Origin of the sequence: Tahibacter sp. (genome assembly GCF_035481375.1) — a bacterium.
Taxonomy (GTDB): Bacteria; Pseudomonadota; Gammaproteobacteria; order Xanthomonadales; family Rhodanobacteraceae; genus Tahibacter.
In genome coordinates, this window is the sequence record NZ_DATIGT010000266.1 from 25,246 (window position 1) to 50,512 (window position 25,267).

Consider the following 25,267-nt stretch of genomic DNA (forward strand, 5'->3'; position numbering starts at 1 on the left):
CTGCGCCGTGCTGCTGATCGGCAACGCCGGCTATTTGCAGGCCAAGGCCGCGCTCGCGCAGGTACTGCTCGAACGCGCCTGGCAGCGCAGCGAAGCCGGCGAAACCGCCGCGAAGCCCTGGCCCTGGGCCGACACGCGCCCGGTCGCGCGGTTGCGCGTGGCCGCGCTCGGCGTCGACCAGATCGTGCTCGCCGGCGACTCGGGCCGCACGCTCGCCTTCGGTCCGGCCTGGAACGAGGCGAGCGCCCTGCCCGGCGCCGTCGGCACCAGCGTGATCAGCGGGCACCGCGATACGCATTTTTCCTTTTTGCGCCTTGTGAAGGATCGCGAGACGATCACGATCGAACGCGGCGGCGCGCAGCACAGCTATCGCGTGACCGCGCGCCGCGTCGTCGATGCGCACACGACGCGCATCGCGGTCGACGCCGCCGGCGGCGAACGCCTGCTGCTCGTGACCTGCTTTCCGTTCGACGACTGGACTGCGGGCGGACCGCTGCGCTACGTCGTCGAGGCCGTGCGCCTGCAGGCCTCAGGCGGCGCGCGCGATCTCGGCGCGCATCGCGCGCACGACCTCGGCATAGTCCGGCTTGCCGAAGATCGCCGAGCCCGCAACGAAGGTATCGGCGCCGGCCGCGGCGATCTCGCGGATGTTGTCGGGCTTCACGCCGCCGTCGATCTCCAGCCGGATCTCGCGGCCGCTGCGGTCGATCATCTCGCGCACGCGGCGCAGCTTGTCGAGCGCCGAGGGAATGAAGCTCTGGCCGCCGAAGCCGGGATTGACCGACATGATCAGCACGAGGTCGAGCTGGTCGAGCGTGTAGTCGAGATAGGACAGCGGCGTCGCCGGATTGAACACGAGGCCGGGCCTGCAGCCGTGCGAGCGGATCAGCTGGATCGTGCGGTCGACATGATCGGAGGCTTCGGGATGGAACGTGATGCAGGTGGCGCCGGCCTTCGCGAAGTCGGGCACGATGCGGTCGACCGGCTTGACCATGAGGTGCACGTCGATCGGCGCGGTGACGCCGTGCTTGCGCAGCGCCTCGCAGACCAGCGGACCGATGGTCAGGTTCGGCACGTAGTGGTTGTCCATCACGTCGAAGTGCACCCAGTCGGCGCCGGCGTTGATGACCGCAGTCACTTCGTCGCCGAGGCGCGCGAAGTCGGCGGACAGGATGGACGGAGCGATCACGGCGGGCTGGCGGGACATGGCGGGTCTCGAAGGGTAGTGGACGGATGGGCGGCGCTCAGCGGAAGCCGCGCTCGCTCTTGATGCGTTCGTAGGCGGTGTTGATGTCGCGCGCGCGCTGCTCGGCGCGTTCGCGCAGTGCGGCCGGCACGTCGCCGAGCTTGTCGGGGTGGTGCTCGCTCATGAGCTTGCGCCAGGCGCGCTTGACGCTGCGCTCGTCGGCATCGCGCGCGACGCCGAGCACGGCATAGGGATCGGGACCGCTGCGCGTGCGCGGCGGCGGCGGCGCGTGGCCCGGCCCCGGTCCCTGCGACCAGGTCCACGACTGTGCCGTCCACGCGTGCCCCTTCATCGCGGCGAGCACGGCGAGTTCGTGTTCCTGCACGCCGAGCGCGGCGCAGAGACGTCGCAGCAGCTGCATGCGCGCCGCGCCCGCGCCGTCGGCGAAGACCACGTCGAGCACGACGTCGATGAGCACGTAGGCGTGGTCGCGGCGGCCGAGGCACCAGACGCGCAGGTCGTTGATGTTGCGCTCGACATCGAAGCCCGGCGTCTTGCCCGCGTTGAACCGGTGGATGGCGTCGCGGCGCTGCGCGGCGTCGAGACCGAGGCGCTGCATCAGCTGTTCGGTCGCCGCGATCTCGCGCTCGGACACGCGGCCGTCGGCCTTGGCCAGCGCGCCGACGAAGGCGAACAGGTGATCGAAGAAGCTCTGCGCGACGCGGCGGCGCGGCGAGGAACGCAGCGCGAACGTGCCGTTGTCGAACAGGTGCCCCGCGAGCATGCCGAGCACGGCGCCGAGCGGATGGCGCAGCAGCAGCAGGCCGATCAGTCCGCCGACGATCTTGCCCAGCCATTGCCTCATGGCGGCGCGGGCGGCTGCGCGGCGTACCAGGCCGCGAGTTCGTCGAGTTCGGCCGGCGTCAGCGCGCCGACCGCGGCGCGCATCACCGCGACGTCGCGCGCGCCGCTGCGATACGCGGCCAGCGCGGTTTTCAGATACTCGAGATCCTGCCCGGCCAGGTGCGGCGTGCCCTTCATGAGCGCGCGTCCGCTCTCGCCGTGGCACGACGCGCAGAGCCCGAGCCGGGCCGGTTTCGCCGGCGGCTGCGCGGTCGCGGCGGACGCAAGGACGGCGACGAGGACAAGCGGGCTCAGGGCCGCGGCGGCGGCCGAAACGGGACGGGACATGGCGATACCGCGGCGGAAACGGCGCGATTCTAGCCGGGCCGCCCGCTACAATGCGCGTTTTCCGCGGAGCCCGGCTGTGCCTACGACCCTGAGCGAATCCCACCTGCCCGGCCTGAACCTGATCCACCGCGGCAAGGTGCGCGATGTCTACGCGCTGTCGGCGCAGGAATTGCTCATCGTCGCGAGCGACCGGCTCAGCGCCTTCGACGTCGTGCTCCCCGACCCGATTCCGGGCAAGGGCGAAATGCTCTGCCAGATCTCCAACTTCTGGTTCGGCAAGACCGCGCACCTGTGTCCCAATCATCTGACCGGCAAGGACATCGCGACCGTGCTGCCGGCCGGCACCGACCTTGCCACCTATGCGCGCCGCAGCGTGATCACGAAGCGGCTCAAGCCCGTACCGGTCGAGGCCATCGCACGCGGCTATCTGATCGGTTCGGGCTGGAAGGATTACCAGGCGACCGGATCGCTCTGCGGCATCGCGCTGCCGGCCGGACTGCGTCAGGCCGAGCAACTGCCCGAACCGATCTTCACGCCGTCGACCAAGGCCGCCGTCGGCGACCACGACGAGAACATCAGCTTCGACGCACTCGTGTCGCGCGTCGGTGCCGATCTTGCCGAACAGGTCCGCGACGCGACGCTGCGCATCTACCGCTGGGCCGCCGCCTATGCCGCCGAACGCGGCATCCTGATCGCCGACACCAAGTTCGAGTTCGGTACCGACGAGGACGGCCGGCTCTACATCATGGACGAGATGCTGACGCCGGATTCCTCGCGCTTCTGGCCCGCCGACGAATACCGGGTCGGTATCAGCCCGCCGAGCTACGACAAGCAGTTCGTCCGCGACTATCTGGAAACGCTGGACTGGAACAAGACCGCGCCCGGCCCGCACGTGCCCGCGCCCGTGATCGCCGCGACGGCGGCGAAGTATGCGGAGGCGTTGAAGCGGCTGGCGGATATCGCGATCGACTAGTCGATCGCGGGGGAAATGGGGAGTCGGGAATCGGAAGTGCGACGCTTCAGCCCGCGCCTCCAGGCTCGCTTGGGGGGACGGAGCGATGCACCCCGATTGACCCAGGTCAAAAAGCGCGGCCCCGCCGGCGCCTACGCTGCAAGGCATCGCCCCTCCGGCCGCCTTCCATGCCCACCGAGCTGTTCCGCAAAGACAATCACGCCGTCATCGCGTTCCACGACCTGGTCCGCGGCGACGACGGCGTGCAGGCCAATCAGTTCCTCATCCTCCGCGGCACGAACTCGGCGCTGATCGATCCGGGCGGCGCGCTGGTCTACACGCCGCTGAGTCTCGCGGTGTCGCGCTACGTGCCACTGCGCGAGCTGACCTACGTGCTGGCCTCGCATCAGGACCCGGACATCATCGGCTCGGTCGACCGCTGGCTGCTGTACACGCCCGCGACCGTGGTCTGCTCGCGGCTCTGGGGCCGCTTCATCCCGCATGCCGTGCCGCACTACCAGAAGGACTCGGGCGCGGACCGCTATCTGCTGCTGCCCGACCACGGCGCCGACATTCCGTTCGGCAGCTCGCACATCCGCGCGCTGCCCGCGCACTTTCTGCACAGCGTCGGCAATTTCCACTTTTTCGACCCGGTCAGCCGCATCCTGTTTTCCGGCGACATGGGCGCGTCGATGGTCGACGCCGAATACCGCCCGGTCACCGACTTCGACGCGCACGTGCCGACCATGGCGGCGTTCCACCGGCGCTACATGGCGTCGAACAAGGTCTGCCGGCTCTGGGCGCGGCGCATCCGCGCGCTCGCGCCGAGCATGATCGTGCCGCAGCACGGCCTGCCGTTCGCCGACCCGGTCACGATAGGCCGCTTCCTCGACTGGGTCGAAAACCTCGCCTGCGGCATCGACCTCATCGACGAGCACGAAGCCGTGTTCGCCTGAGCGGCGTGCGTGCGCGCACGGGATCGCGCTAAGCTTGCGCAGTCCCCTCGCCAGCCTGCGGGAGTGCTCGATGAACGCCACGGTCCACACCGATTCCGACCCGCGCCGCGAGGTCGATCGCTGGCTCGGCAACTACGCCGAAGATCACCGCAATCCGACCAACGTGCTGATCCACTGGATCTGCGTGCCGGCCATCCTGTGGACCGTGATCGCGGCGCTCTGGGTCGTGCCGGTGCCCTCGCTGCTCGGCCGCGCCGGGCTCTGGGCCGGCGTTGCGATGTTCTTCGCGCTCGCGTTCTATCTGCGCCTGTCGCGCACGCTCGGGCTCGCGATGTTCGCCGTGTTCGTCGTGCTCGGCGCGATCACCGAACTTCTGTACCGGCAGCTCGGTCCAGCCAACCTGCTCTACCTCGCGATCGGCGTGTTCGTCGCCGCCTGGATCGCCCAGTTCATCGGCCATCACATCGAAGGCAAGCGGCCGTCGTTCCTGACAGATCTGGCCTACCTGCTGATAGGACCGGCCTGGATCGTCGCGAAGCTGCTGCGCAGGGCCGGCATTTCCTACTGATCCTGTCGCGCATGGAAGCGAACGGCATCGCATTCGAAGGGATGCCCGATCCGGCGGCGCTGGCCGAACTCGCGAATTCGATCCGGACGCCCTGCTGCCGCTGCTGGCCCGGCTGCCGAAACTGCGACGGCTCGAACTCGACGGCATCGCGCTCGACGTGCGGCAACACGCGGCCTGCGCGAGCCGCTTCGCGCTAGCGCTCGTGGAGCGGTGACCAGACCGCAGGTTGGCGCTGAGCGCAGCGAAGCCCAACACCGAGGTGCCGCCGCAGCGAGACCGCGTGACAAAGGAATGGCGGGGTTTTCGGCGGGCGAACTCGCGCATGCGACGACGCAACGGCATCCGTTCGACCCGCGATCGGCGCGGCGAAAAAATCTCGATGTAACGCTTCGCCTGCGGGTCAGCCCGACCGACGTGTCAGTCGCGCTGTTCGTCGATCGCCGAGATGTTGCCGTTGCGGATCTCGAACGTGACGGTCTTGCCGTCCAGCGCATACTGCCAGCGCTCGCCGACATAGCCGCCCTGCCTGCTCTCGATCGGTTCCTTGAACGACGGCGCGCCGATGATCTGGTTCAGCTTCGTCGCGCTGTCGCCGACGCTGATGACACGGGTGCCGCTGCGGTAAGTATCGGCGGCGAGGGACGCGCCGGCCGCGAGCAGGCCGGCAGCGAGGATCAGGCAACGCATCGGAATTCTCCCCGGGAGATACGGGTAGTCGACCCGCGGCGCTGGAACGGACTGCCGGCGCAGACTAAGGGCGCCCGGCTGAAGGCCGGCTTTCCGGTTTGGCTCAGAGCGAGCGGCCGTCGTAGTGCTGCACCGGAACGGCATCGAGATCCACGCCGTCGAGGCACCTGATGTTGACCGCGGCCATGCGATTGCCCTTCGGATCGGTGCCTTCGCCGAAGACATGGATGCCGCAGTTCGGGCAGAAGCGATGCTTGATCACGTGGTGATTGAAGGTATAGGTCGCGAGGTCCGATTCGTCCGTCTGCAGCGTGACCGCGTCGCGCGGCAGAAACCAGAGCAGCGAGCCGCGCCGCCGGCACATCGAGCAGTTGCAGGCCATCGCGCCGTCGATCGCGCCTTCGGCCTCGAATTTCACATTGCCGCAATGACAACTTCCGCTGTAGTTCATGGGTTGCTCCGGTCGGGAATGTCGCTCAGGCGAAGCGGGCGACGAGGCGCACTATGGTATTCCAGGCGCGCGTCGTCGCCGGTGCGCCGCCGGCTTTTTCGAGCAGCGCATTCGGACTGCCGGGGCTGCTGCCGAGCTTCAGGCAGGTGCTGAACGCCTCGCTGCCGTTGGTGGACAGCACCTCGACGTCGCCGCGGCTCGATCCGAACGGCAGCGCCGGCAGCGTCACGCGCGGGGACAGGAAGGTCACCGCACATTCGTAGACCGCGTTGCGGTCGACGGCGACGAACGGGTCGGCGTCGACGAGCCGCGCGAGCGCGTCGACGCGGCGCAGGAAGGCGGGCTCGACGAGGCCGCAGGTCTCGTGCAATGAGGCCAGCGCCTGTTTCAGCACGGCATTCGCGCGCGGCGCCGGCGCGGCGAACACGAGCGTGCCGTTGACGAGGAACGAGGCGGCCTCGGTGGCTCCGGCGGCCTCGAAGGCCTGCTCGAACTGCATCTTGGTCGGACAGCGCGGCCGGCCGAGATTCACGTTGCGCAGGAACACGGCGAATTTCACGTCGACGGCCTCGTCGGTGTGGTGCGAGACACGAGCGTCGCAACGCGCGCGCGAACGCGCAAGCACCCGGTCTTTACGTCGTCGCGGCTAGTGTTGCCCCGACTTCGCAGGGAGCGCGCCATGGCTCGCATTATCGTCGACATCGACGTACCCGACCTCGCGAGCGGCTGCGCGTTCTACTGCGCGGCGCTCGATCTGCAGGTCGCGCGTTATCTGTTCGACCGCAGCGTCGCCGAACTCGTCGGCGCGAACGCGACGATCTATCTGCTCGAGGAAGCCGCCGGAACGATCGCCGCGGCGGCGCACCGGCGCGACTATGCGCGGCACTGGACGCCGGTGCATCTGGACGTCGCCGTCGACGATCTCGACGCGGCGCTCGCGCGCGCCGTCGCCGCCGGCGCAACCGTCGAAGGCAACATCGACGACGCGTCGTGGGGCCGCATCGTGCGCCTCGCCGATCCGTTCGGCCACGGCCTCTGCCTGATCCAGTTCAGCGCCGAAGGCTATGACACGGTCGTAGCCGGGTGACGCAAGGCGCAATGACCGAAGGCATTGCGCCGTATCCGTTCTGCCTTGCTGCCTCGGTTGTCGGCGCGCGCGGCTTTGCCGCACGCGCGGCCGATCACGTCTTCTCGAACGGTCTCAACAACCACCGGCACAGCGCCGGCAGGAAGATCAGCGCCGCAAACATGTTCACGACGAACATGAAGGTCAGCATCAGACCCATGTCGGCCTGGAACTTCAGATCGGAGAAGATCCACATCGCCACGCCGACCGCGAGCGTCAGCGCGGTGTAGAAGATCGCGATGCCGGTGGTCTTGAGCGCGCCGAAATAGGCCTCGGTCAGCGGCGCACCGGCCTGCATCGATTCGCGCATGCGCGCAAAGATGTAGATCGCATAGTCCACACCGATACCGACACCGAGCGCGACGACGGTCAGCGTGTTGACCTTGAGGCCGATGCCGAGCTTCACCATGAGCGCATGGCCGAGTTCCGTGACGAGCACCAGCGGCAGCACGATGCAGAGCGCGGCGAGCGGATTGCGGAAGCTCAGCAGGCACATGACGAAGACCGCGCCGTAGAGCAGGTACAGCATCACCGCGTCGACTTCGCGCACCTTGTCGTTGATCGCGGCGAGCACGCCGACGTTGCCGGTCGCCAGACGCAGATTGACCTGGTCGCTGTGGAAGGTCTCGCCTTTCTCGGTCGCGGCATTGGCCTGGTCGGTCAGCTGCTTCATGAGATTCACGTTGCCGCCGGACCACGTGCCGTTGCTTTCGCGGAAGTCCTTGACCGCCGCGACGACGCGGTCGATCGTCGTCGCGCGATGGTCGCCGAGGAACATCATGATCGGCATCGCGCTGCAGTCGTTGTTGAGGAGGCCCGAGTCGGTCTCGAAGCCCTGCGTGGCCATGCGCAAGGTATCGGGATCGCGAGGCAGCGCACGCCAGCGCAGGTTGCCCTCGTTCCAGCCTGCATTCACGATCTTCGCGGCCATCGGCAGCGTCATGACCTGCTCGACGCCTTCGACGTTGCGCATGTGCCAGGCGAAGCGGTCGATGGTTTCCATGACCGGATAGCTCGTCGTGCAGGCCGACGGCTGCGCTTCGGCGATCACGTTGAGCATGTCGACGCCAAGCGAGAACTTCTCGCTGATCAGCACGGCGTCCTTGTTGTAGCGCGCTTCGGGACGCAGTTCGGCCACGCCCTTCTCGGCGTCGCCGATCATGACCTGATGGCCGTACTGCTTGGCGAAGAACCAGATCGCGACGCCGACGAGAATGATCAGCGCGGCCGGCACGGGGCGGCTGAATTTCGCGAGCAGCGACCAGATCTTGTCGAACTGCGTGAGCTGGCGCAGACGGTATTCGCGCTTCTTTTCCAGATGGCGCAGCTGGCAGTACGACAGCATGACCGGCAACAGGACCAGGTCGGTCAGGATCGTGATCGCGACGCCGACGGTCGCGGTGATCGCAAGCTCGTAGATGATCTGGATCGGAATGATCAGGATCGTCGCGAAGCCGATGCAGCCGGCGATCAGCGCGACCGAGCCCGGCACGAGCAGCATGCGGAATGCGAGGCGCGCGGCGGTCTGCGCGTCGACCCCGCGGCGCTGGCGCAGTTCCTCGACCGTGCCTTCCTCGAGGCCGCCGAAGAAGATCTCGCCGCGGAAGCGGTTGATCATCTGCTCGCCGTGGCTGACCGCGATCGCGAAGATCAGGAACGGCGTCAGCATGTTCATCGGATCGATGCCGAAGCCGAGCAGCCGCAGCGCGCCCAGCATCCAGAGCACGGCGACGAGCGCGCAGAACACGGTCAGCGTCGCGAGCTTGGCCGACGACGAATACAGGAACAGCAGGATCCAGGTGAACGCGATCGTCAGGAAGAAGAAGATGATGACCGATCGCGCGCCGTCGCTGATGTCGCCGACCATCTTCGCGAAGCCGATGATGTGGACGCTGGTCGCGTCGTTCTCGTATTTCGCGCGGATGTCTTCGAGCTGTTTCGCGACTTTCTGGTAGTCGAGCTTGACCTGGCCCTCGCCGCCCTCGGGCACGAGTTCGGCCCACACCATCGCGCCGCTGAAGTCCTTGGCGACGAGGCGGCCGACGATGTTGGCCTTCTCGATGTTGGCCTTGATCGTGGCGAACTGCTCGCTCGTGGATTCGAAGCCCTCGACGTTCGGCGTGAACTCCTGCGGGATCACGTTGCCGCCGGCGAAGCCGTCCTCGACGACTTCGACGAAGCGCACGTTCGGCGTGAAGATCGAGCGGATGCGCGCCTCGTCGACGTTGTCGATCGACTTCACGTCCTGCGTGATCTTCTCCATAGTCTGCATGAACGGCTGGTTGAACATGTCGCCGTTCCTGGCCATGACCGCGATCAGGATGCGGTTGGCGCCGCCGAACTCCTTCTCGTAGTCGAGAAAGGTCTGCATGTATTCGTGGGCGAGCGGAATCTGCTTCTTGAAGCCCGCGTCGACGCGCAGCTGCGAGGCGAACCAGCCCATCGCGACCGTGACGAGCGCGAACAGCACGAGCACGATCATCCGGTTGCCGAAAATGAGCCGTTCGGCGAAGCGGTGGAACGCGCTGGGATTGTCTACCGCCTTGATCGAACCCGCCATGTCTTCCCCTCGTGCTGCGGCGGCCCGTCGCGACGCGTCGCGCGCAGGCCGGAATTTCTGGAATGCTGGATTTTTCCCCGACGCGTCAGCGCGGCCGGAAGCGCGCGACGCCGTTCTCGCCGGCCACGAGGAAGGCGGCGCCGCCCTCGATCGGCAGTACCGCGGCAAGCGCGCCGGCCGGATCGATCGCACCGGCGCGCAGCGGCTCGGTCGCCGAGCGGCGCACGAGCACGATGCCGTTCGCGCCGACCAGCGCGACGCCGCCGCCGGCGAGCTTCACGCCGCCGAGCAGGCTCAGTTCCGTATCGGTCGCGACTTCGCGCCAGGTGTCGCCGAGGTTTTCGGTCTCGAACGCATGGCCGCGCAGGCCGAACACGATCGCGCGCTGTCCTTCGAAGCCGATCGCGCCGAACATCGAGCCGTCGTACGGCAGCTTCATGCGCTGCCAGTTCGCGCCGTTGTCGCGCGAACGCAGCAGGCTGCCGCGCTCGCCGGCGATCAGCAGCGAGCCGTCGCTCGTGCGTGCGATCGCGTTGAAGTGCGGCTCGGACTCGTCCTCGATCTTGAGTTCCTCTTTTGAAAACGTCCACTTCTCCCCACTGCCGGCCGCGGCGGCGGTCGCCGCGGGTGCGGCGGCGGTGAGGATCTGGCGCTCGTTCCAGGTCAGGCCGCCGTCGGCGGTCTCGAGGAACAGGCTGTAGGCGCCGACCGCGAAACCGCGGCTCTCGTCGAGAAACACGACATCGAGCAGCGGCGCGCCATGGCGCGCGTTGTCGCCGGCCGACGCATCGGTCGCCGGCTTCCAGGGATCGCTGCGCTGGACCTTCCAGTGTTCGCCGGCATCCTCGCTCGCGAGGATCACGCCGTCGCGGCCGACCGCCCAGACCTTGCTGCCGACGCTCGCGGCCGCCGTCAGCGTCGCGCGCGTCGGCACGTCGGCGATCTGGCGCCAGGTGCTGCGGTCGTCGGACACGACGACGGCGCCGCGCTCGCCGACGGCGATCGCGCGGTTGCCGGATTCGACGAGATCGAGCAGCAGCGACTGCGTCGCGAGCGGCATGAGTTCCGCCGCGCTGCGGGCCGGTTCGGGCCAGGCGACGCCCGGTGCGGCCTTCGCCATCGGCGCGGCGTCGGCGGCCGCCGCGGCCGGTGCTCCGGACGCGGGCTCAGCCGCCGGCGCGTTCGCCGCCTCGGGCGCGGCGCTCTGCTGCGCGAGCGCGAGTCCGCTGACGAGCAGCGACGACCACAGCACGGAACGCCACAGGCGCGGCGCCGCGTTCAACGATTCCTGCAAACCACGTCCCATCAGCCAGCCCCTCGCAGTCTGTGGGACGGACCGTTGCGGCCCATCCCGAGCGGCGCCGGCCTGCGGCGCCGTTGTTCGTAGTCGTCGCGGCGGCCGCATCGGCGTCGCGGTCGTTGCCGGCGCTTGCGCCCGGCGTTTTTCGCCTCTTCCCTCGCCGCTTCACCTTAGCGCAATCGCACGCCGTCGCGGAATGCCCGCGAACGGATTGCGCGATGCGGCGACATGCGGCAGCACCGCCGCAGGCGCGGCTCCGCGACGTTCCCCAAAACGCAATCAGCCGCCCCGGAACGGCGGCGGCTGACGAATGCGTACCCGCGTTGCAGGAATTACTGGAAGCCGCGCTGACGCAGAGACTGCGGCGTGAACATGTCCGGCGTGGTCTGGTACGAGAAGTCGTACATCGCTTCCTGGTTGTCGAGGCCCGACACGATGTAGCGGCCCGACTTCAGGTCGTGATGCGTTTCCAGCGTCGACCACAGCAGCGGCACTTCGTAGTAGGTCACGCTCGGCGCTTCGGAATAGCGCCACAGCTTGCCGGCCGAGTCGTAGTGATCCATCGTGAGGATCTGCCAGCTGTCCTCGTCGATGTAGAACGTGCGGCGCGGATTGATGTGGCGCTGGCCGGCCTTCAGGGTCGCTTCGACGACGTAGACGCGGTGCAGCTCATAGCGCAGCAGGTCGGGATTGATGAAGCCCGGCTTCACGAGGTCGTCGAGCTTGACCTTGTCGCTGTGCGCCTTGTACGAGTTGTACGGCACGTACATTTCTTTCTTGCCGACGAACTTCCAGTCGTAACGGTCCATCGCGCCGTTGTACATGTCGGTCTGGTCGTTCGTGCGCAGGCCGTCGGACGCGGTGCCCGGATTGTCGTAGGCGACGTTCGGCGCGCGGCGCACGCGGCGCTGGCCCGGGTTGTACACCCACGCCTGGCGCGGCTCCTTCTTCGAATCCAGGGTTTCGTGCACGAGCAGCACCTGGCCCGCGAGGCGCGGCGGCGCGACGACTTCCTGGTAGAAATAGATCAGGACGTTGTTGATGTCCTTGAGCGTGTTGCCGGGCTTGTAATAAAGGCCGAGCAGTTCTTCCTTGATGCGCGTCAGCGTGTAGGCGCCGGTCGCGGTCGGTGCGGCCTGGTTGGCCCAGCGCAGGCCGGCGACGCCCTTGAACTTGAGCTTGTGGTTCCAGACCGCCTCGTAGCCGGCCTTGACCGGATCCTTGTCGAGAATCGGGAACGGTACGCCCTCGGCCACGTTCGCCACGCCTTCGCCGTCGTCGACGAGTTCGCCGGTCGTGGCGTTCTTGATCGTCATTTCATACGTGCGCGCCGGATACGACGCGCTGCGGCGCGTCGGATAAACGACCATTTTCCAGTTCTTGTATTTTTCAAACATGCCGATCTGGCCGGCACTGACCTTGTCGCCGTAGTCCTTGTAGTTCTGCGCCGTGATCGTGAACAGCGGCTTGTCGGCGGCGAACGGATCGGGGTGGTGATCGCCGACCTTGTAGCCCGACGGCGGCGTCGTGACGCCGCCGTTCCATTCGGGGATCGTGCCGTCCTTGTTGCCGGCGCGCTCGGCGCCCATCGGCGTCAGCGGCGTCCCGGTCATGCCGAGTTTCGCCGCTTCCTGCGGGCTGACCTTGGCCAGTGCCGCGGTGGATATCAGCGCGAAAGCCACCAACGCCGCTGTCCGGGTCTTCTTGAGCATCGTCATGTATTTCCCTCCCGCAGAGAATGCTTAGAACGAATACTTGACCGAGAACGCGACGAAGTCGCGGTCGTTGATCAGGTTCAACTTGCCGGCGCCGAAGAAATTCGTGTAGCTCAGATCGAACGCGAGCTTGTTGAGGTAGTTGGCCTCGGTGCCGAGCGTGACGGACTTGCGGTCTTCGATGAAGTTGCCGCCCGGGCCCGGGCTGATGCCGTTGACGTCATGATTGAACGCGATGCGCGGCGACAGCGTGAACGCACCGCCGAAGGCGTTGTTGTAGTCGGCGCGCGCGGCGATGCGATAGCCCCACGAGAACGCGGTCGGGAAACCGTCGAGCTGCGTCTGCGGATTGCGCAGCGCACCCGAGGTCACGTCGAAGCCGCCGCCGGTATCGGTACCGTCGCCCTGGTAGCGCAGCACGGACGGATCCGGCAGATCCCAGACGTTGGTGAAGCCGACTTCGCCGACGAGCGAGATCTGGTCGGCGCCGACGAAGTTGCCCGGGCCGAACACCTTGGTCGCGGTGACCTGCAGCTGCGAGACCTTGTGACGGTCCCAGCCGCGGATTTCCTCGCCCGGCGCGTACTGGCCGAGCTGGCTGCCGAAGCGCAGGCCCGGCGCCGGGATCACGGCGTTGAGAGGGCTCAGCGCAGCGAACAGCAGTTCGACGTCGTCGATCTGCAGCGGCGAGTTCGGGCGGTACGACAGTTCGCCCTGCAGCGCGACGCCCGGACCTTCGAGCGGCATGTTGAAGCTGACCGCATACATGCGGATGTCTTCGGGATATTCGGCGAAGTAGCGGCCCGTGTTGACGGCCGTGCTCGTGACCGCGCGGCCCGACAGCAGCGGCAGGCGGCTGTGGTAGTTCAGCGCATAGAAGCCGATTTCGGCGTTGTTGAGCCAGTCGGCCAGATAGTTGAGGCGCAGGCCGTACTGGCCCGAGTCCTTGGCGAAGCGGTCCGGCGAGCGCGGCACGGCGGCGCCGCAGGCGGCGGGCTTGAGCTGCGCGGGCAGGTTCGGATTGTCCGTGCCGCTGCCGCCGAAGCAGTAGCCGTAGTAGAAATCCGGATTGATGACGGGCTGCGGGATCGTGCCGAAGTTCAGCATGACGTAGCTGCCGCCGAGCGTCGCGAAGTCGTTCGTCGAGAAATACGTACCGGCCGGATCGGCTTCGGTCTGCTCGAACTCGAACATGTACAGCGCTTCGGCCGACAGGTTGTCGGTCAGGTTGACCGAGCCCCAGAGCATGTTGACCGGCAGGAACGCTTCCTTCAGTTCGGCACCGGCCACGCGCAGCTTCGACACGTCGATCGGATTGATGACGTTGACGCCACCCTGGATGAAGGTGCTTTCGCCCCAGCTGACGACCTGCTGGCCAAGACGCACCGACGCCGACGTGCCGCCGATGTTGAAGTTGTGGAACACGAACGCGTCGAGGATCTTGGTGTCCTTGCCGACCTTTTCCTTGGCTTCTTCGGACAGGTCGTAGCGGCTCGCGTTTTCCCAGTCGTAGAAGCTGTAGGCGCGCACGAACGCGCCGGTGTTCGCGCCGTACATCAGGCTCAGTTCGACGGTTGCCTTCACGGCGTTCGTGAACACGTCGCCGTCGTCCCACTTCATGTCACCGTCGTCGCTGTTGACCGAAAAGCGGCCGCGCGCGGCGCGCTGTTCCGGACTGCCGAGCGAGAACGGCGCGAGACTGATCGCCGGATTGAACTGCGCCTTGCCGATCAGATCGTCGTCCTGCGACGCGACGCGCCACGCGGCGCCATAGGTGAAGGTGGAATTGACGGTGCCGTGGAAACCGTCCTGCTCGCCGAATTCGAAAGCCTGGGCGGGCAGGACGACGGCGGCGCCGAGGGCGACGGCGACGGCCGTCGCCAGCGGGCGCAGCGAGCCGCGGAAGCTGGTGTTGTTCTTCATGTTCGGATTCCCCAAGTTCCTGGTCGGTCGCTTACTGCGTTCTGATGACGGACGTGTTGGTGACCTGCACCGCCGCGCCGCCGCTGACGATCATGCTCGCCATTTCGGTCTGCATTTCGACCGTGGCCGCCGCCGAAGCGGTCGGATCGAGCAGCGAACCGTGGTTGCCCTGCGTGAAGCGCGTCGCGCCCCGCACGCCGGTCGCCGACTGCACCGAGGCCGTGATCGCGCTCAGGCCGAGCGTGCGGATCAGCGCCTCGGTACCCGCGAGCGGCGCACCCGGCACCGTGTTCGGAATGACCTGGTCGGGCAGCACCGTACCGCCGCCGACGACCTCGTGCAGCAGCACGCGCTTGCCGGCCAGCGCGAACGCGGTGTTCAGCGGATCGGCCGAGTCGACCGCCTGCTGCGCCGCGCCCATGAAGCGGTCGAAGTCCGGCGTGCCGGCATTGACGCCGGCCGCCGCGAGACCGGCGCGAATGCGCGGGCCGAACGTGGCCGAACCGTCGAGCAGGCGCGCGATGCCGCCGCCCGGCACGCTGAACACGGCCGTGTTGATGCTGGGTTCGAACGCCGTGAAGCTGACGCCGATGATGCTGCCGAGCGACTGACCGACGAAGCTGATGCGCGAGCCGTCGAAGTCGGCGCCAGCGGCGCCGTCGTAGTTGATCGTCGGTACGGCCTTGGCCAGCGAGAACAGGTCGACGATGCCCTGGCGCAGGTTGTCGCGCGAGGTCAGCAGGCTGCCGAGGTTGATCATGTGCGCGCCGGACGGATCGGGCTGACCATCGGGGCAGATCGCCTGGCCGGTCGGGCACGCCGTGCCGTCGTTCTTGATCAGGTCGACGTTGAACGTGCGCTCACGCGCGCCGGTCGCCGCGAGCGGCGTCGACTCGATGTTGAACGGATGGCCCGGCGGCAGGCCGTGCAGCGGAATGTCGATCGCGATGACCGCGAAGCCCTGCGAGGCCAGCGTCTGCGAGATCGCGAACGCGTCGGTGCGGTTGCGCGTGATGCCGTGCTGGTAGATCACGATCGGCCAGCCGGCAGCCGGACGCGTCTTGCCGGACGCGGCGTTCGGCACGGTCAGCACCAGCGGAATCGTCTCGGTCTTGGTCGCGACCGGGAACGGATTCGCGAACGTCACGTTGGTCGAGGTCGGCGACAGGCCGGCCGCATTGAACGGCGGCACGTAGGCGCCCGGTGCGGCCTGCCAGAAGCCCTGCAGCACGGCAGCGGCCTGCGCCGGCGGCGTCGCCGCAGCGGGCGCCTTCAGGTAGTACGGCGCATCAAGCGTACCGATATAGATGTCGGCGATCGGCGCGAGACCGAGGCCGAGATCGCCGATGGTCCTGCCGGTCGGCGCGACGCGCGTCAGCGGCGCGGGCGACTGCTGCACCTTGCCGACGGCTGCCTGCAGTACCGGCGTGACGCTCTGGGTCGTGAACACCCAGCTCACGACGACCTTGTCCGGCGTAATGCCCTTGCTCGCCGCAGCGGCGAGGTGGGAATTCGTCAGCAGGCGCAGCGGTTCGAGCGCACAGGCCGTCGCGGCCGGCAGCAGCGGTTCGGTCGAGGCGCCGTTGACGCAGAGCGGGCTCGTGCGCTTGGCGAGGAAATAGGTCTGGTCCGGCGTCGCGTCGTTGCCGTTGTTGTCGGTGACGCCCGTCGTGACGACGGCCATGTAGCTGGTCAGCTGCTTCAGCGGCTTGGTCGGCACGATCGCGACGGTGCGGCTGGAGGTGTCCGACGGCGCGACGGCCGTGACGAAATCGGTGGCCGGCGCGAGTTCGCGCACGATGCCGGTGACGCCGCCGCCCGGACCGGTCAGGGTGACTTCGAAGACGCGGATCGTGTCGCCCGGCACGATGGTGCTGGCCTTCGGTGCCGCGGAGAACTGCACCTGGCCCGGACCGATCGTGCTCCAGCCGTCGAGCGCGTTCACGGCGACCTGCGGATCGGCGAAGTTGTTCGGATTGGCGACCGGAATGTTGAGCGTGAGGTCGGTCGTGCCCGACAGCAGCAGGTTGTTCGGCAGCGGGATCACGCGCTGCGCCGGATCGGCGTTGGACGGATCGAAGCGGGCCGCGATGACGCCGGTAACGGGCGTGCCGTTGCCGTTGTTCGCCGGCGGCGTTGGGGTAGCGCGCGGACTGTTGCTGCCGCCGCCACAAGCGGCCAACAGCGCAGACGACAACGCCAGTGCCAAACTCTTTCGGGCCTGCATAGGGAGATTTCCTTGAACAAGGTGGAGAAGCGACGCTTTCGTATCTTAGGGAGTTCAAACGCTCGTTGGCAACGTGGATTTAACGAACTCGCCGGGACAGTTTCTACTGTTGCGCCGCAGCAAAATAAGCACAATTAGCGGCAAAGTCCACTTTGCTACTTCATGTCCGTGCACGGCCATGCAGGCGCCGCCGTCACGACGCGGACGGCTGCCAGCAATCGGGGCCGGGCCGAAATGCGCGCGGCGAAATGCCGAGCCGTTCGACTAGCGGTGCGTTGTCCGCGACGAGATCGTGCGTGAGGCGCTGCAGCATCCCGCTGCCGCGGCCTGTGACGCGGCTCGCAAGTCGCAAAAGATTAATGTCGAGCGGCAGCGGAATCGTGCGCCGACCCAGCCCTTCGCGCACGCGCGCGAGCATCTGCGCGAAGCTCAGGCGCTCGCCGCCGCCGAGCGGCAGTACCTGGCCGGCGGCCGCGTCGGACAGCGCGGCGACGCAGGCGGCGGCGACATCGTCGGCGTGGACCGGCTGGCGCAGGCCATGGGCGCCGCGGATCAACGGGAAGACGCGCGCGCGGCGCGCGAACTGCGCGATCGGCGTGAGGCTGCGGTCGACGCCGGCACCGTAGATCAACGTCGGACGCAGCACGGTCGCCGGGATGGTATGCCGCGACGCATAAGCCATGAGGCGCTGCTCGGCATCGGCGAGGCGCGCGGCCAGCGCGCGCTCGGCCGCATCGAGCGACTCGCGCTTGCTGTCGGCGCTCATCGAACTCAGGGCGACGACGCGGCGCGGCGCCGGCGTTGGGGAGGCTTCGAGCCAGGCCACGCAGTGGTCGAGCGGGCCGACGCAGACGATCGCATCGACGGGCGGCGCGACGACTGACGTGTCGAGGCCGCCACGCAGCCAGGTCACGCCGTCGCGCGGCGCGCATTCTTTTCGGCTGAGGGCGACGATTGCCGTGCCCGTCGCGGCGAGTCGCGGCAGCAGGAAGCGCCCGACCGCACCGCTGCCGCCGATGACGAAAGCCGTCGAGGTCATGCGATTTCGGCGTGCGCCGGCGAAAACGTTCGCGATACGGCTCGCTGAGGTTCCCACGCCTCTCCCCCGACGCGGTCGGGAGAGAGGGCTGGCTGAGGGGGAGAGTCGTCAGCGTTCCGCTGCGCCGGGTTTTCGCGGTACGCGCCGCCTGCGGCCACGCCCGAACCGTCCGAGCCGCTCAGATGCGCATGCCGCCGAAGATCCGCGCCGGCAGCGAGCGGATGCGGCTCAGCAGCGAATTGGGCAGCTTGCTCTGCGCCTGCAGCGTCTGCGCGGTCGGCGAGACGCCGTAGCGGCGCACCGATTTCGGCGTCTGCTTGAGCTTCCAGTAGCGGCCGAGCGCGGAGTCCACGCTGAGGCGGCACGAGCCCATGCGGATCGGCTTGATCAGCATGCGGTAGACCTGGCCTTCGTTGATGAGCTCGATCACGGTCTGCGCATTGGCGCGCTCGGTGATGACGACGGTCGCGATGTGCGGGTGGTACTGCTTGAGCGCCTTGAGCATCAGCGTGAGGTCGGCGCCGTGGTTCGTCGCGGTCTCGGAGATGACCACGCCGGTCTCGTGCTGTTCGAGCACCTGCAGCGCGCGCTCGGCGGTATTCGCGAAGCGGACCTGATAGTGCGGCTGCAGGATCTCGCGCAGCCGCTGCTGCGCGGTCGTGTCGTCCTCGATCACGAGCACGCCGACCTGCGAGCGCGCGATGTTCTGTTCGTTCGGCGACAGCTGGTCGGTCGCCACGGCCGGCGACTCGCGCGAGATCTCGCCGGCTTCGAGCACGAGCGAACGCAGTTCGCTGTTGACCCAGGGCTTGTTGACGAAGCGATAGACCTCGCCTTCGTTGACCGACCCGAGCACGGCCTTGAGATCGGAATAGCCGGTCAGCAGGATGCGCATCGCGCGCGGATGCTTCTCGCGGATTTCGCGCAGCACGTCGACGCCGAGCACCTCGGGCATGCGCTGGTCGCAGACGACGACGTCGACGTTGTGCCTGACCGCGAGCGCCGGCGCCTCGCGCGGCTCGGTCGTCGTGTAGACCTCGAGGTCGCGGAACAGCGCCTTGAGCGCACGCAGGATGCGCGCCTCGTCGTCGATGAACAGTACGCGCAGCGTTCCCGCGTTGGGGTCGCCGAGCGGCATGTCGAAGTCCTGTCCTAGCATGAACGGGCGGCCTCAGTGCAGGGTCGTTCGCGCTGCATTTTCGACGGGCAGCATGACGGTGAATTCGGAGCCGCGGTTCGGCGTGGTTCGCACTTTGATCGAACCGCCGTGCGATTTGATGATCTTGTGAACGATCGACAGCCCGAGACCGGTCCCCTCGCCGGGAGCCTTGGTCGTGAAAAACGGATCGAAGATCTTCGGCAGCACGTCGTCGGGAATGCCGCAGCCGGTGTCGGTGAAGCTGATTTCGACGTTGCCGTCGTTCGCGCGCGTGGCGACGGTCAGCGTGCCTTCGTCTTCCATCGCCTGCGACGCGTTCGTGATGAGGTTCAGGAAGACCTGGTTGAGCTGCGAGGGCATTCCGCGCACGCGCGGCACGCTGTCGAGGCGACGCACCACCTTGATGCGATCGCGCAGCTGGTGCGCGGCGATCATCAGCGCGCTCTCGAGCCCTTCGTTCACATCCATGAGATCCATGCCGTCGCGATCGACGCGCGCGAATCCCTTGAGGTTCTGCACGAGCGAGGCGAGCTGGGTGATGCCGTCGGCCGAATCGGCGAGCAGCTCCTTCGCCTCCTTGAGCAGCGGGCTCTTCTCGACCGCGCGGCGCGCGTCGAACAGCTTGCGCCGCGATTCCTCGACATGCTTGACGAGCTTGTCGAGCGATTCCTTGTCGGCGCCGAACATCAGGTCGACCGGCTGCTGGCAGTACTGCACGGCGACGTCGTAATCCTTGACGAGTTTGCGGTAGTCGTCGAGCAGATCGCCGATGACCTCGACGTTGCTCTTGACGAAGCCGAGCGGCGTGTTCAGTTCGTGCGCGACGCCGGCCACCATCTGGCCGAGCGAGGCGAGCTTGGTCGTGTGGATGACCTGCGACTGGCTCGACTGGAGCTGCTTGAGTTCGACTTCGGTCTGCTGGTGCTCGGCCTGCAACTGCGCCTTGGCCGCTTCTGCCCGGCGCAGCCGCCAGTACAGGGCGCCGGCGGCGGCCGCCAGAGCCAGCACGAGAATCACGAGCACTACGGTCACGAAACCCTCCCCATCGATTCCCCCCGTTCGCGCGACCGACCCTGGTCGCGGTCGACGGGCGGCAAGACATCCTGCATGCGGCCCGCCGGGGTTGCCTCGCCAGGCGTTGACGAAACGCTAACATCCGTACAACGCACGACTTTCCCGGCCGAAGTATAAGCATGGCGGCCGGTTGCCCATTCCCGCTAATGTACCGTCTGTCGGCGCTTTCGTGACCAGAGTCACCAAAAGCCCTACGCCGGCGTCGTCGTGAACGGTGCGGCCGCGGCGAACGCCTGATTTCCCGGCCTTTCGGGTTTCGCCCGGACGGCTGCCGAACGATCCTCGACCGGAGACTGTGCATGATTGCCCGCGTCTGGCGTGGTGTGACCCTGGCCGCCAGGGCCGACGACTATCTGGAGCACCTGCGCGAGACCGGCCTGCGCGACTTCGTGCAGACGCCGGGCAATCGCGGCGTACAGGTGATCCGGCGCGTTCAGGGCGAGCACTGCGAATTCCAGATCATCTCGTTCTGGGATTCGATGGATGCGGTGCGGCGCTTCGCCGGCAAGGAGGCCGAACGGTCGCGCTACTGGGACGCCGACGAGGAATTCCTGCTCGAAATGGAACCGCTCGTCCGCCATTACGAGGTGGCCGAACGCATCGAGGACCCCGGCAACGGCAAGAACTGAGTGTTTCAGCGCACCGCGATGCGCGGCACCGACTTGCCCTTGCCCTGGTAGAAGCCCAGGACCTGACGGCGCAGACCGTCGTAGTCGACCTGCCACAGCCCGAGCCCGCCGCGCCGCAGATAGAACGACTGCTCGGCGCCGGGTTGCAACTGCGCGCAGAACTCATCCGCGTTGATGACGCGCAGGTCCGGCGTCCCCGACTGCACCGGCTTGAAGACGCAGGCGCCGTCATGGAAATACGGCGTGTCCGTGAACAGGCCGTCGCCGCTCGACCGGTCGATGCGCTTGAGCAGCGGAATCGTCGCGAGGCCCGCGGCGAAGCCGAGCAGCAGCGGCATCAGCAGCACCTCGCGCGGCGGCAGGCGCGAACGCCGGAACAGCGGCAGGAGCAGCAGCCCGGCCGGAATCAGCGCGAGCGCCGTGAACGTGACCCAGCGATGATCGCCTACCAGGGCGACGCGTTCTATCAGATAGTCGTAGCCCGCGTAGAGCATCAGCGCGATCAGCAGCAGCGTCGCGACGAGGCTCAGCGGCTGGCTCTGCAGATGGAACTTCTCGCGCCGCGACGGCGGCCGCGAGCCCGCGAAGATCTGCCGGTACAGCGCCGAAGTCGCCTGCAGCGAATGCCATCCGAGGGCGGTGTCCGCCGCGAGCCGCAGCGCCGGTTCGCCGAGCGAGAACCAGTAGAGGTGATCGCCGCTGTTCCCGATCCGGCCGGCCCAGGCCTGTGCGGCCTTGTCGCGCGGAATGTCCCGCTCGACGCTCGTACCGTCCCCGAGCACGCCGACGATGCGGATGCGCTGCGCGTCGAAGCCGATCCAGCCCTCGCCGGTCGCGGCGACCGCGCGCGATTCGTCGAACCATTCCGGACGCGCGAGATGCACGCGCGCCACCTGCAGTCCTTCGAGCGCCGCGGCCGCCTGCACGCGCAAGGCGTCCTGCCGCGCATGCCGCCGGCGCGCGCGGCGCAGGTCGAAGAACAGCGGGATCAGGAACACGAGCGCCGCGAGGGGCGCGAACAGCAGGTACTCGAACATCGATCGGCGCGCCCCGGCAACGAGGCGCGCAGCTTAGCGTGCCGCGCCCGCGCATGTCAGCGCGGGCGCGGCGCTGCGGTCAGGCCGCCTTCTTGGCCTGCGCCTCGACGTCCAGCGCCTCGGCGACGGCCGGCCGCGCGGCGACGCGCTCGACGAACTTCGCGATGCCGGGCCACTGATTCAGATCGATGTGGAAATAGCGGCTCCAGCCCAGCACGGTGAACAGATACGCATCGGCCACGCCGAAACGCTCGCCGGTCAGATAGTCCTGCTTCTCCAGCACCGGCGAAATCTCGCCGAAGCGCTGCGCGAGCCGGGCTTTCTGGACTTCCTTGTAGGCATCCGGCGTGTCCGGCTTGAACAGCGGGCTGAACTGCTTGTGGATTTCGGTAGAAATGAAATTCAGCCATTCCTGCAGGCGATAGCGCTCGAAGCTGCCGTTGGCCGGCGCGAGCTGCTTGTCCGGCACGAGATCGGCGAGGTACTGCACGATCGCCGGGCCTTCGGTCAGCACCTGGCCGTTGTCGAGCTGCAGCGCCGGCACGTAGCCCTTCGGATTGACCGTCTTGAAATCGGTGCCGTCGGCGGCCTGCTTCGTGGCGAGATCGACCTTGATCGCTTCGAACGGCAGGCCGAGTTCGCGCAGCACGATGTGCGGGGACAGCGAGCAGGCGCCCGGGGAGAAATACAGTTTCATGCGGTCACTCCTGATGGGGAAAGGAAAACGCCCGGCGTCCCTGAATGCCGCAGCACCGGCGCGTGGCAGGCAGATGCGGCTGTGCTCCCTTCGATCAAGAGCGATCGTGCGGCTCACGGTGTAAATGCACTGTTTACCTGTGCGCAACGACCGCGACGGACCGCTCAGTCCAGCGCCCAGTCCGCCGCGGCCTCGGCGTGGATGCGGGTCGTGTCGAACGTCGGCACGGTCGTGTCGGCGGCGCCGACGAGCAGGCCGATCTCGGTGCAGCCGAGAATGATGCCCTCGGCGCCGCGCGCGACGAGATCGGCCATGATCGCGCGGTAGCGCTCGCGCGAATCGTCGCGGATCTCGCCGCGGCACAGCTCCCCGTAGATGATCCGGTGCACGTCGTCGCGCTGCGCCGCGTCCGGCACGAGCGACGCGATCCCGTGGGTCTGCAGCCGCGCGCGGTAGAAATCCTGCTCCATCGTGAAGCGTGTGCCGAGCAGGCCGATGCGCCCGATGCCGGCCGCGTGAATGCGCGCCGCGGTCGCATCGGCGATGTGCAGCAGCGGCAGCCCGCTGCCCGCCTCCACCGCCGCAGCCACGTTGTGCATGGTGTTCGTGCAGATGACGATCGCCTGCGCGCCGGCGCGCGCAAGTGCACCGGCCGCCGCGCCGAGCTGCCGCCCGGCTTCGTCCCAGTCGCCCTGCCGCTGCAACTGCTCGATGCCGGCGAAATCGACGCTGTAGAGCACGAGCCGCGCCGAATGCAGCCCGCCGAGCCGCTCGCGCAGGCGTTCGTTGATGATGCGGTAGTAGGGAATCGTCGATTCCCAGCTCATGCCGCCGAGGAGGCCGAGGGTTTTCATAGAGAGTTCCTTCGCAAGTGAGCGCACCATTTTCCATGCCCGCGCGGGCAATGTGGGGCCTTGCGCACGTCAATTGCCTGACTTCATGCTCATGCGCCCGACCAGCGAGCCGACATGGGCCTGTTTTCGACAACGTCACCGCATTCGCTCGACGACCTGCTGGAGTCGATGAAGTCCTACAGCGGCCATGCGCGCGAGCGCGCCGTGCGAATGCTCGCCGACCGCGAAGACATCCGCGCGCTGCCGGCGCTGATCGGGCGCGCCAATGACTGGGTGCCGCAGGTGCGCGAGGCGGCGGCCGACGCGATCACGCGGCTGCTCGTGCCGCGCAACGCCACGACCTTCGTCGACGCGCTGCCGTCGATCATGGCCTTGCGCACGGGACGTCGTGCGGATCATTCGGCCCTGATCGACGCGATCGAGCGCTTTCTGCAGGCCCGCGCATCCGCCGACGCCATCATGGCCGGACTGCGCGGTGCGCGAACCGACATCGCCTGGTTCTGCGTACCGATCGCAGCGGCCAATCCCGCGCTCGATGCATCGAGCGTCGTTCGTGCCGTCCTCGCCTGCTCCGATGCGCGCGTGCGCGTCCGCGCCGTGCCGCTGCTCGAACGACTCGACGGCGAGGCGCGCCGCGAATTGATCGCACGCGCGCTGCGCGATCCCTGCCCGCCGCTGCGCCGCGCCGCGCTCGTTCTGAAGCTTCGCGAGAACGGCGAGTCGGAGGTCGACGCAACCCTGTTGTTCGACCGACACGCGTCGGTCCGCGGCATCGTCGCCGAGCGGCTCCGGCACAATGGCACCGACGTCGTTGCGATCTACCGGCGCGCGGCCGACAGCGACGCATCACCGCATCGCCGCGCCGTCGCGATCGCGGCACTCGGCAGTTACGGCCAGACCCAGGACCTGCCGCTGCTGTCCGCTGCGCTGCTCGATGCACTGCCGTCGCTGCGACGCCCCCGCACTGGTCGCTTACGCCCGGATCCGCGGCCTGCAGGCGCGCGACGTCGTGATTGCAGCACTCGGCGATCCGTCGCCTGCCGTCGCCAAGACCGCCGCACAGCTGTGTCGCCAGCTCGCCTTGTCGCCGACGGTGCGCGAGCTGGCGCGATTCATCGAATCGGCGGGCAGCGAACGCCGCATTCGCCAGCTCGTGTCGGCGAGCTATCACTCCGACAAATGGGAGCGGCTCGCGCTGCTGTTCGCACTGCGCCGGCAACCGATGATTACGCCGACGCTCCTGCGCGGGCTCGAAGACGACTGGGAGGCGCGCGTGAACCGCAGCTACATGAGCGCCTCGCCGGATCAACGCGAACGCCTGCGACACGAACTCTCACTGGCCCCAGCAGGCGCGCTTCCGAACAGCTACTTCTGGCAGGGCGTCGTCGCGCTGCTGCGCGCCGAGGGCATTGCCGGCTGATCAGTCGCGCCCGGGAAAGCCGAACCAGAGCAACCGCGCGTCCTCGATGCCCCAGACGGTTCGCGGCGGTTGCGTCAGCGGCGCGCCGCTCGCCGCATGCTGTGCCAGTCCGTCGAGAAAGCGCGAGACCTCGCTGCGCGAGCGGTGCAGCGAAAACGGGCCAAAGAATCCGCTGCAGTAGTTGACGACATTGGAGGCGCGATCGAGCAGCACGACGTAGCTCATGTCCACGACCAGCGGCACGCCGCAGTCGCCGAAACCGTATCCGGCGTCGAGCGTGGCATGCGCGGTCATGTCGCCCTTGAGCGTGCGCTCGACCGCATACGTCGCGCGCTGCGGCGCTCGCACATCGTCACCGTCGACGCGCTGCACGCCGAGAACGGTCACGAGCGCAATGTCATCGACGCCGGCCAGCCGCTCCGCCGGGGTCGCACGCACGCAGGAACAGGCCATCGCCTGCCCGGCGGCGAGCAGTGCAGCCAGTGCGAACACCACGCGCAGCGCGATCGTGGCCAT

25 protein-coding genes and 1 pseudogene are annotated in these 25,267 nt (G+C 67.7%); 7 read left to right on the top strand and 19 right to left on the bottom strand.

The window, feature by feature from the left end:
• Positions 1–7 precede the first annotated feature (7 nt).
• A pseudogene (locus VLF18_RS23180) lies at positions 8–460 on the top strand (class GN sortase); the annotation flags it as partial.
• Between the two features lie 69 nt (positions 461–529).
• Here the strand turns inward: VLF18_RS23180 and rpe are convergent.
• From rpe to VLF18_RS17415, 3 genes are read right to left on the bottom strand one after another with little or no spacing between them, the layout of a single operon-like run.
• Positions 530–1,207 carry a ribulose-phosphate 3-epimerase gene (gene rpe / locus VLF18_RS17405; protein ID WP_325280896.1) on the bottom strand — a complete coding sequence of 226 codons (678 nt, stop codon included), beginning with the start codon at positions 1,205–1,207 and terminating at the stop codon, positions 530–532.
• 37 nt (positions 1,208–1,244) lie between these two features.
• A complete protein-coding gene (gene djlA, locus VLF18_RS17410; RefSeq protein WP_325280897.1) occupies positions 1,245–2,051 on the bottom strand; it encodes a co-chaperone DjlA in 807 nt (268 codons plus the stop codon).
• Positions 2,048–2,377 (bottom strand): c-type cytochrome, encoded by a 330-nt coding sequence (locus VLF18_RS17415; RefSeq protein ID WP_325280898.1) that lies wholly within the window; start codon positions 2,375–2,377, stop codon positions 2,048–2,050. Before VLF18_RS17415 ends, djlA begins: the two co-directional genes overlap by 4 nt.
• Positions 2,378–2,453: 76 nt before the next feature.
• Between VLF18_RS17415 and VLF18_RS17420 the strand changes: the two genes are divergently transcribed.
• The 3 genes from VLF18_RS17420 to VLF18_RS17430 all read left to right on the top strand — a co-directional run bounded on the left by VLF18_RS17420 (position 2,454) and on the right by VLF18_RS17430 (position 4,853).
• The gene (locus tag VLF18_RS17420; protein WP_325280899.1) at positions 2,454–3,350 is read left to right on the top strand and encodes a phosphoribosylaminoimidazolesuccinocarboxamide synthase; all 897 of its coding nucleotides are present in this window, start codon (positions 2,454–2,456) and stop codon (positions 3,348–3,350) included.
• Between the two features lie 167 nt (positions 3,351–3,517).
• Positions 3,518–4,285: an MBL fold metallo-hydrolase gene (locus VLF18_RS17425; RefSeq protein WP_325280900.1), complete on the top strand. Its 768-nt coding sequence runs from the start codon at positions 3,518–3,520 to the stop codon at positions 4,283–4,285.
• A 70-nt stretch (positions 4,286–4,355) separates the two neighbouring features.
• Entirely contained in the window at positions 4,356–4,853 is a 498-nt protein-coding gene (locus VLF18_RS17430) for a DUF962 domain-containing protein (protein WP_325280901.1), read from the top strand.
• Positions 4,854–5,270: 417 nt separating this feature from the next.
• On the opposite strand, the gene VLF18_RS17435 is transcribed toward VLF18_RS17430, so the two are convergent.
• The 3 genes from VLF18_RS17435 to VLF18_RS17445 form a co-directional block, all read right to left on the bottom strand.
• Positions 5,271–5,540, bottom strand: coding sequence for a DUF2845 domain-containing protein (locus VLF18_RS17435; RefSeq protein WP_325280902.1), 270 nt, complete (start codon positions 5,538–5,540; stop codon positions 5,271–5,273).
• Between the two features lie 103 nt (positions 5,541–5,643).
• On the bottom strand, positions 5,644–5,991 hold the full coding sequence (locus tag VLF18_RS17440; RefSeq protein ID WP_325280903.1) for a GFA family protein: 348 nt from the start codon (positions 5,989–5,991) through the stop codon (positions 5,644–5,646).
• Between the two features lie 25 nt (positions 5,992–6,016).
• A complete protein-coding gene (locus tag VLF18_RS17445) occupies positions 6,017–6,550 on the bottom strand; it encodes a DUF1697 domain-containing protein (protein ID WP_325280904.1) in 534 nt (177 codons plus the stop codon).
• A gap of 120 nt (positions 6,551–6,670) precedes the next feature.
• Here VLF18_RS17445 and VLF18_RS17450 point away from each other — a divergent pair, with 120 nt between their 5' ends.
• Positions 6,671–7,078, top strand: a complete 408-nt coding sequence (locus VLF18_RS17450; RefSeq protein WP_325280905.1) for a VOC family protein — start codon at positions 6,671–6,673, stop codon at positions 7,076–7,078.
• 94 nt (positions 7,079–7,172) lie between these two features.
• Here the strand turns inward: VLF18_RS17450 and VLF18_RS17455 are convergent, their stop codons facing one another.
• From VLF18_RS17455 to VLF18_RS17490, 8 genes are all read right to left on the bottom strand, one after another.
• Positions 7,173–9,677, bottom strand: coding sequence for an efflux RND transporter permease subunit (locus tag VLF18_RS17455; protein ID WP_325280906.1), 2,505 nt, complete (start codon positions 9,675–9,677; stop codon positions 7,173–7,175).
• 85 nt (positions 9,678–9,762) lie between these two features.
• Positions 9,763–10,983, bottom strand: a complete 1,221-nt coding sequence (locus VLF18_RS17460; RefSeq protein ID WP_325280907.1) for a WD40/YVTN/BNR-like repeat-containing protein — start codon at positions 10,981–10,983, stop codon at positions 9,763–9,765.
• Between the two features lie 326 nt (positions 10,984–11,309).
• Positions 11,310–12,695: a DUF1329 domain-containing protein gene (locus VLF18_RS17465; protein WP_325280908.1), complete on the bottom strand. Its 1,386-nt coding sequence runs from the start codon at positions 12,693–12,695 to the stop codon at positions 11,310–11,312.
• Positions 12,696–12,719: 24 nt separating this feature from the next.
• Positions 12,720–14,615, bottom strand: a complete 1,896-nt coding sequence (locus VLF18_RS17470; RefSeq protein WP_325280909.1) for a DUF1302 domain-containing protein — start codon at positions 14,613–14,615, stop codon at positions 12,720–12,722.
• 31 nt (positions 14,616–14,646) lie between these two features.
• Positions 14,647–16,842, bottom strand: a complete 2,196-nt coding sequence (locus VLF18_RS17475; RefSeq protein WP_325280910.1) for an Ig-like domain-containing protein — start codon at positions 16,840–16,842, stop codon at positions 14,647–14,649.
• A 193-nt stretch (positions 16,843–17,035) separates the two neighbouring features.
• The gene (locus tag VLF18_RS17480) at positions 17,036–17,881 is read right to left on the bottom strand and encodes an SDR family oxidoreductase (RefSeq protein WP_325280911.1); all 846 of its coding nucleotides are present in this window, start codon (positions 17,879–17,881) and stop codon (positions 17,036–17,038) included.
• 178 nt (positions 17,882–18,059) lie between these two features.
• Complete coding sequence (locus VLF18_RS17485; RefSeq protein ID WP_325280912.1) at positions 18,060–19,019, bottom strand: response regulator; 960 nt, start codon at positions 19,017–19,019, stop codon at positions 18,060–18,062.
• Between the two features lie 33 nt (positions 19,020–19,052).
• On the bottom strand, positions 19,053–20,072 hold the full coding sequence (locus VLF18_RS17490) for a sensor histidine kinase (RefSeq protein WP_325280913.1): 1,020 nt from the start codon (positions 20,070–20,072) through the stop codon (positions 19,053–19,055).
• Between the two features lie 341 nt (positions 20,073–20,413).
• Here VLF18_RS17490 and VLF18_RS17495 point away from each other — a divergent pair, with 341 nt between their 5' ends.
• Positions 20,414–20,743 (top strand): hypothetical protein, encoded by a 330-nt coding sequence (locus VLF18_RS17495; protein ID WP_325280914.1) that lies wholly within the window; start codon positions 20,414–20,416, stop codon positions 20,741–20,743.
• A gap of 5 nt (positions 20,744–20,748) precedes the next feature.
• Here VLF18_RS17495 and VLF18_RS17500 read toward each other — a convergent pair whose 3' ends face one another.
• The 4 genes from VLF18_RS17500 to VLF18_RS17515 all read right to left on the bottom strand — a co-directional run bounded on the left by VLF18_RS17500 (position 20,749) and on the right by VLF18_RS17515 (position 24,087).
• Complete coding sequence (locus tag VLF18_RS17500) at positions 20,749–21,780, bottom strand: hypothetical protein (protein ID WP_325280915.1); 1,032 nt, start codon at positions 21,778–21,780, stop codon at positions 20,749–20,751.
• A gap of 79 nt (positions 21,781–21,859) precedes the next feature.
• On the bottom strand, positions 21,860–22,477 hold the full coding sequence (gene gstA / locus VLF18_RS17505) for a glutathione transferase GstA (RefSeq protein ID WP_325280916.1): 618 nt from the start codon (positions 22,475–22,477) through the stop codon (positions 21,860–21,862).
• A gap of 164 nt (positions 22,478–22,641) precedes the next feature.
• A complete protein-coding gene (locus VLF18_RS17510; RefSeq protein WP_325280917.1) occupies positions 22,642–23,331 on the bottom strand; it encodes an aspartate/glutamate racemase family protein in 690 nt (229 codons plus the stop codon).
• Between the two features lie 135 nt (positions 23,332–23,466).
• Positions 23,467–24,087 carry a hypothetical protein gene (locus VLF18_RS17515; protein WP_325280918.1) on the bottom strand — a complete coding sequence of 207 codons (621 nt, stop codon included), beginning with the start codon at positions 24,085–24,087 and terminating at the stop codon, positions 23,467–23,469.
• A gap of 253 nt (positions 24,088–24,340) precedes the next feature.
• On the opposite strand from VLF18_RS17515, the gene VLF18_RS17520 reads away from it, so the two are divergent.
• Positions 24,341–24,751 carry a hypothetical protein gene (locus VLF18_RS17520; RefSeq protein ID WP_325280919.1) on the top strand — a complete coding sequence of 137 codons (411 nt, stop codon included), beginning with the start codon at positions 24,341–24,343 and terminating at the stop codon, positions 24,749–24,751.
• On the opposite strand, the gene VLF18_RS17525 is transcribed toward VLF18_RS17520, so the two are convergent.
• On the bottom strand, positions 24,752–25,267 hold the full coding sequence (locus tag VLF18_RS17525; protein ID WP_325280920.1) for a hypothetical protein: 516 nt from the start codon (positions 25,265–25,267) through the stop codon (positions 24,752–24,754).

What these genes read in the sequence shown, in the direction of transcription:
- rpe (WP_325280896.1), bottom strand. Translation starts at nt 1,207, where the DNA reads ATGTCCCGCCAGCCCGCCGTGATCGCTCCGTCCATCCTGTCCGCCGAC.
- djlA (WP_325280897.1), bottom strand. Translation starts at nt 2,051, where the DNA reads ATGAGGCAATGGCTGGGCAAGATCGTCGGCGGACTGATCGGCCTGCTG.
- VLF18_RS17415 (WP_325280898.1), bottom strand. Translation starts at nt 2,377, where the DNA reads ATGTCCCGTCCCGTTTCGGCCGCCGCCGCGGCCCTGAGCCCGCTTGTC.
- VLF18_RS17425 (WP_325280900.1), top strand. Translation starts at nt 3,518, where the DNA reads ATGCCCACCGAGCTGTTCCGCAAAGACAATCACGCCGTCATCGCGTTC.
- VLF18_RS17430 (WP_325280901.1), top strand. Translation starts at nt 4,356, where the DNA reads ATGAACGCCACGGTCCACACCGATTCCGACCCGCGCCGCGAGGTCGAT.
- VLF18_RS17435 (WP_325280902.1), bottom strand. Translation starts at nt 5,540, where the DNA reads ATGCGTTGCCTGATCCTCGCTGCCGGCCTGCTCGCGGCCGGCGCGTCC.
- VLF18_RS17440 (WP_325280903.1), bottom strand. Translation starts at nt 5,991, where the DNA reads ATGAACTACAGCGGAAGTTGTCATTGCGGCAATGTGAAATTCGAGGCC.
- VLF18_RS17450 (WP_325280905.1), top strand. Translation starts at nt 6,671, where the DNA reads ATGGCTCGCATTATCGTCGACATCGACGTACCCGACCTCGCGAGCGGC.
- VLF18_RS17455 (WP_325280906.1), bottom strand. Translation starts at nt 9,677, where the DNA reads ATGGCGGGTTCGATCAAGGCGGTAGACAATCCCAGCGCGTTCCACCGC.
- VLF18_RS17460 (WP_325280907.1), bottom strand. Translation starts at nt 10,983, where the DNA reads ATGGGACGTGGTTTGCAGGAATCGTTGAACGCGGCGCCGCGCCTGTGG.
- VLF18_RS17465 (WP_325280908.1), bottom strand. Translation starts at nt 12,695, where the DNA reads ATGACGATGCTCAAGAAGACCCGGACAGCGGCGTTGGTGGCTTTCGCG.
- VLF18_RS17470 (WP_325280909.1), bottom strand. Translation starts at nt 14,615, where the DNA reads ATGAAGAACAACACCAGCTTCCGCGGCTCGCTGCGCCCGCTGGCGACG.
- VLF18_RS17475 (WP_325280910.1), bottom strand. Translation starts at nt 16,842, where the DNA reads ATGCAGGCCCGAAAGAGTTTGGCACTGGCGTTGTCGTCTGCGCTGTTG.
- VLF18_RS17480 (WP_325280911.1), bottom strand. Translation starts at nt 17,881, where the DNA reads ATGACCTCGACGGCTTTCGTCATCGGCGGCAGCGGTGCGGTCGGGCGC.
- VLF18_RS17485 (WP_325280912.1), bottom strand. Translation starts at nt 19,019, where the DNA reads ATGCCGCTCGGCGACCCCAACGCGGGAACGCTGCGCGTACTGTTCATC.
- VLF18_RS17495 (WP_325280914.1), top strand. Translation starts at nt 20,414, where the DNA reads ATGATTGCCCGCGTCTGGCGTGGTGTGACCCTGGCCGCCAGGGCCGAC.
- VLF18_RS17500 (WP_325280915.1), bottom strand. Translation starts at nt 21,780, where the DNA reads ATGTTCGAGTACCTGCTGTTCGCGCCCCTCGCGGCGCTCGTGTTCCTG.
- gstA (WP_325280916.1), bottom strand. Translation starts at nt 22,477, where the DNA reads ATGAAACTGTATTTCTCCCCGGGCGCCTGCTCGCTGTCCCCGCACATC.
- VLF18_RS17510 (WP_325280917.1), bottom strand. Translation starts at nt 23,331, where the DNA reads ATGAAAACCCTCGGCCTCCTCGGCGGCATGAGCTGGGAATCGACGATT.
- VLF18_RS17525 (WP_325280920.1), bottom strand. Translation starts at nt 25,267, where the DNA reads ATGGCCACGATCGCGCTGCGCGTGGTGTTCGCACTGGCTGCACTGCTC.